Origin of the sequence: Pseudomonas sp. CM27 (assembly GCF_013179515.1) — a bacterium.
Classification (GTDB): domain Bacteria; phylum Pseudomonadota; class Gammaproteobacteria; order Pseudomonadales; family Pseudomonadaceae; genus Aquipseudomonas.
Map to the genome: position 1 here is coordinate 1 of NZ_JABMCN010000343.1, position 5,100 is coordinate 5,100.

Annotated in this window: 5 protein-coding genes; all 5 read left to right on the forward strand. The window is 64.3% G+C overall.

Features of this window, described 5'->3' with window-relative positions:
* A partial coding sequence (locus HP547_RS27250; protein ID WP_256676459.1) for a TIM barrel protein occupies positions 1-223 on the forward strand: 223 nt, incomplete at its 5' end.
* A gap of 195 nt (positions 224-418) precedes the next feature.
* Positions 419-1,312 (forward strand): 2-hydroxy-3-oxopropionate reductase, encoded by an 894-nt coding sequence (locus HP547_RS27255; protein ID WP_172288534.1) that lies wholly within the window; start codon positions 419-421, stop codon positions 1,310-1,312.
* 248 nt (positions 1,313-1,560) lie between these two features.
* On the forward strand, positions 1,561-2,835 hold the full coding sequence (locus HP547_RS27260) for a glycerate kinase (protein ID WP_172220456.1): 1,275 nt from the start codon (positions 1,561-1,563) through the stop codon (positions 2,833-2,835).
* A complete protein-coding gene (gene pyk / locus HP547_RS27265) occupies positions 2,832-4,247 on the forward strand; it encodes a pyruvate kinase (protein WP_172288536.1) in 1,416 nt (471 codons plus the stop codon). The genes HP547_RS27260 and pyk overlap by 4 nt, the downstream gene beginning before the upstream one ends.
* 148 nt (positions 4,248-4,395) lie before the next feature.
* Positions 4,396-5,100: urea transporter (locus HP547_RS27270; protein ID WP_172288538.1), on the forward strand; the 705-nt coding region annotated here is incomplete at its 3' end.

Below are 5,100 nucleotides of genomic sequence, written 5' to 3' on the forward strand. Positions count from 1 at the left end.
TGACCTGGCTCGCACCATGGAAACCAACCTGAAGCTGATCAACCATATCCAGCTGGCCGACAACCCCGGCCGCAACGAGCCAGGCACCGGCGAGATCAACTACCGCTTCCTGTTCGAGCACCTGGACCGCATCGGCTACCAGGGCTGGGTGGGCGCGGAATACAAGCCGCTGACCACCACTGAAGCCGGCCTGGGCTGGCTGAAGACCCACAACGCAATCTGAAGGCTGCTCACACCCTGTGACACACAATTGACCTTGTGGGAGCGGGTTCACCCGCGAACACCGGCAAAGCCGGTGCCATCCACCGCGGTGCCTGCTTCGCGGGTAAACCCGCTCCCACAGGAGTTTTGTGTCCAACAGGAGGACTGTGCTGCCCTGTTCCATCGAGATTCAACAAATACAACGAGGTAATCTCTCATGGCTAAAATCGGTTTCATCGGCACCGGCATCATGGGCAAGCCCATGGCCCACAACCTGCAAAAAGCAGGTCACAGCCTGTTCGTTTCCACTCACCACGACGCCGCCCCTGCCGACCTGATCGCAGCCGGTGCAGTGGCCCTGGCCAACCCTAAAGAAGTTGCCCAGGAAGCCGAATTCATCATCGTCATGGTCCCCGACACCCCACAGGTCGAGGCCGTACTGTTCGGTGAAAACGGCGTGGCCGAAGGCGTCGGCCCGAACAAGGTAGTGATCGACATGAGCTCGATCTCGCCGACCGCCACCAAAGCCTTCGCCGAAAAAATCAAGGCCACCGGCGCCGCCTACCTGGACGCCCCGGTGTCCGGTGGTGAAGTCGGTGCCAAGGCCGCGACCCTCAGCATCATGGTCGGTGGCTGCCCGAAAGCCTTCGAGCGCGCACTGCCGCTGTTCGAAGCCATGGGCAAGAACATCACCCGCGTGGGCGGCAACGGCGACGGCCAGACCGCCAAGGTCGCCAACCAGATCATCGTCGCCCTGAACATCCAGGCCGTCAGCGAAGCACTGCTGTTCGCCGCCAAGAACGGCGCCGATCCTGCCAAGGTGCGTGAAGCACTGATGGGCGGTTTCGCCTCGTCGAAAATCCTCGAAGTGCATGCCGAGCGCATGATCAAGGGCACCTTCGACCCAGGCTTCCGCATCAACCTGCACCAGAAAGACCTGAACCTGGCCCTGCAGGGCGCCAAGGAACTGGGCATCAACCTGCCCAACACCTCCAACGCCCAGCAAGTGTTCAACACCTGCCAGGCCCTGGGTGGCGGCAACTGGGACCACTCGGCGCTGATCAAAGGCCTGGAGCACATGGCCAACTTCTCGATCCGCGGCGACAAGTAATTCGAATTCGGGGGCTGCTGCGCAGCCCGATCGCCGGCAAGCCAGCTCCCACAGGGACCGCACAATCCCTCAATCCTGTGCTGTACCTGTGGGAGCTGGCCTGCCCGCGATGAATTCCACACCGATGAACCTGCGACCACAGGCTCATAAGGTGACACCGAGCAACACCCGCCCCTGGTTCGGCCTGCACGGAGGCAGTTCCAGGGGCGTTTTTGATTCTGCAGAACAACAATAACTGGGAGCCTGCCATGTCGGTCGATCCGCAAAAAATTCTCCGCGAGCTGTTCGACACAGCCATCGCTGCCGCCCACCCCCGCCAAGTCCTCGAACCCTATCTGCCCGCCGACCGTAGCGGCCGGGTCATCGTCATCGGCGCCGGCAAGGCCGCAGCCGCCATGGCCGAAGTGGTCGAGAAAAGCTGGCAGGGCGAAGTCTCTGGCCTGGTCGTGACCCGTTATGGCCACGGCGCCAACTGCCAGAAGATCGAAGTGGTCGAAGCCGCCCACCCGGTCCCTGATGCCGCCGGCCTGGCCGTGGCCAAGCGCGTGCTGGAGCTGGTCAGCAACCTCAACGAAGACGACCGCGTCATCTTCCTGCTGTCTGGCGGTGGCTCGGCGCTGCTGGCCCTGCCTGCCGAGGGCCTGACCCTGGCGGACAAGCAGCAGATCAACAAGTCGCTGCTGAAATCCGGCGCCACCATCGGCGAGATGAACTGCGTACGCAAGCACCTCTCGGCGATCAAAGGCGGCCGCCTGGCCAAGGCCTGCTGGCCGGCCACGGTCTACACCTATGCGATTTCCGATGTACCCGGCGACCTCGCCACGGTAATTGCCTCCGGCCCCACCGTGGCCGACCCGAGCACTTCGGCCGATGCGCTCGCCATCCTCAAGCGTTACAACATCGAAGCACCGAAAGCCGTTATCGACTGGCTCAACAACCCCGCATCGGAAACCGTCAAGGCCGATGACCCGGCCCTGGCCCGCAGCCACTTCCAGTTGATCGCCAAGCCCCAGCAGTCGCTTGAGGCAGCGGCGGTCAAAGCCCGTCAGGCCGGTTTCAGCCCGCTGATCCTCGGCGATCTGGAAGGTGAATCGCGCGAAGTGGCCAAGGTGCACGCCGGTATCGCCCGGCAGATCGTCCAGTACGGCCAGCCTTTGAAGGCGCCCTGCGTAATCCTGTCCGGCGGCGAAACCACCGTGACCGTACGCGGCAATGGCCGTGGCGGGCGCAACGCCGAGTTCCTGCTCAGCCTCACCGAAAGCCTCAAAGGCCTGCCGGGCGTGTATGCCCTGGCCGGTGATACCGACGGCATCGACGGCTCGGAAGAAAACGCCGGCGCCTTCATGACCCCAGGCAGCTACGCCCGCGCCGAGGCCCTGGGCCTGTCGGCCAGCGACGAGTTGGACAACAACAACGGCTACGGCTACTTCGCCGCACTGGATGCGCTGATCGTCACCGAGCCGACCCGCACCAACGTCAACGACTTCCGCGCCATCCTGATCCTCGAGACTGCCCAATCATGACGCCTGATAAAAAAGTCAAAATCCTCGCCACCCTTGGCCCTGCGATCAATGGCATCGATGACATCCGCCAGCTGGTCGAAGCCGGGGTGAACATCTTCCGCCTCAACTTCAGCCACGGCGAACATGCCGACCACGCCCTGCGCTACCAGTGGATCCGTGAAGTCGAGCAGCAGCTCAACTACCCGCTGGGCATCCTCATGGACCTGCAAGGGCCAAAGCTGCGCGTCGGCCGTTTTGCCGAGGGCAAGGTGCAGCTGCAACGCGGCCAGGCGCTGCGCCTGGACCTGGACAAAACCCCGGGCGACAGCCACCGGGTCAACCTGCCACACCCGGAAATCATCGCCGCGCTGGAGCCGGGCATGGACCTGCTGCTGGACGATGGCAAGCTGCGCCTGCGGGTTACCGCCAAGCACAGCGACGCCATCGACACCGAAGTGCTGAACGGTGGTGAGCTGTCCGACCGCAAGGGCGTCAACGTGCCGCAAGCGGTACTCGATCTCTCCCCGCTCACCGAAAAAGACCGCCGCGACCTGGCCTTCGGCCTGGAACTGGGCGTGGACTGGGTGGCCCTGTCATTCGTGCAGCGCCCGGAAGACATCGTCGAGGCGCGCCAGCTGATTGGCGACCGCGCCTACCTGATGGCCAAGATCGAAAAACCTTCGGCGGTCGAGCAACTGCAAGCCATCGCCGAACTGGCAGATGCGATCATGGTGGCCCGTGGCGACCTGGGCGTGGAAGTACCGGCCGAAAGCGTGCCGCAGATCCAGAAGCGCATCATCGCTACCTGCCGCCAGCTGGGCAAACCGGTGGTGGTGGCCACGCAGATGCTCGAGTCCATGCGCTTTTCGCCCGCCCCGACCCGTGCCGAAGTCACCGACGTGGCCAACGCCGTGGCCGAAGGTGCCGATGCGGTCATGCTGTCAGCCGAGACGGCCTCGGGTGACTACCCGCTCGAAGCCGTGCAGATGATGAGCAAGATCATCCGTCAGGTAGAAAACGGCCCGGACTACCAGGCCCAGCTGGATGTTGGCCGGCCGAAGGCCGAGGCTACCGTGTCGGACGCCATCAGCTGCGCGATTCGCCGCATCAGCGGCATCCTGCCGGTGGCGGTGCTGGTCAACTACAGCGAGTCGGGCGCCTCTACCCTGCGTACTGCGCGCGAGCGACCACGGGCACCGATCCTCAACCTGACGCCAAACCTGAACACCGCGCGCCGCCTGAGCGTGGCCTGGGGTGTGCACTCGGTGGTCAACGACCGCCTGCGTCAGGTTGACGAGGTGGTTTCAACTGCGCTGGAAATTGCCCAGGCGCAGGGTATGGCAACCCGTGGCGACACGCTGCTGATCACTGCCGGTGTGCCTTTCGGCAAGCCGGGGTCGACTAACACCCTGCGGATCGAGACCTTGATCTGAGATTGCAGGGGGCGCTTTGCGCCCCCTGTGGGAGCTGGCTTGCCGGCGAATGGAGGGCGCAGCCCTCCGCCAACACTGAAAGCACACCTGCGGAAAACCTGAGGCCCAAAGAGGCCCACCGCCCTCCACCCACCTCACTGACTGCCCCATGTACAGCAAAAATTCCGTCAACCCGTGCCCCGACTGGGCCACGGCTATACTCAACGGCTTCAGCCAGGTACTGCTGCTGCGCAGCCCCCTGTGCGGCCTGTGCTGCCTGCTGGCCATCCTGCTCACCGCGCCCAGCCTGGTCGGCGGCGCCCTGCTCGGCGCCCTGGCCGGCCTGCTGACCGCCCAGGCCCGCGGCTACGACCGCGCCGACCGCCAGGCCGGGCTGTACTGCTACAACGGCGTGCTGATCGGCATCCTGATCAGCGCCGTGCTGCCCTGGTCGGTCATTCTGCCGCCGCTGATCATCGCTGCGGGTGGCCTGTCCAGCATCATTACCCACCAGTGGCGCAAGCGCGGTGGCAAGCTGCTGGTCGCCTATACCGCGCCGTTCGTGCTGTTGGGCTGGACCACGCTGCTACTGGCCGATCCCGGCACCTCGGCATCGGTCGACGCAGCCCCTCTATCTGCCGTGCTTCGCGGAGTAGGCCAGATCTTTCTACTGGACCAGCCCATGGCAGGGCTGCTGATCGTCGGCGGTTTGTACCTGGCTAATCCCTATGCCGCCACCTGGGCGATAATTGGCTCATTGCTAGGCGCCGGCGTAGCTTGGCTAGCCGGCGATTTCCAGGCGGCATGGCTTGGACTTTATGGCTTCAACGCCGCGCTGGCGGCACTGGCATTCAGTCGGCAAGGAGAGCGGCCG

Excerpts from the sequence above, each read along its gene's own strand:
- HP547_RS27255 (WP_172288534.1), top strand. The coding sequence starts at position 419 with ATGGCTAAAATCGGTTTCATCGGCACCGGCATCATGGGCAAGCCCATG.
- HP547_RS27260 (WP_172220456.1), top strand. The coding sequence starts at position 1,561 with ATGTCGGTCGATCCGCAAAAAATTCTCCGCGAGCTGTTCGACACAGCC.
- pyk (WP_172288536.1), top strand. The coding sequence starts at position 2,832 with ATGACGCCTGATAAAAAAGTCAAAATCCTCGCCACCCTTGGCCCTGCG.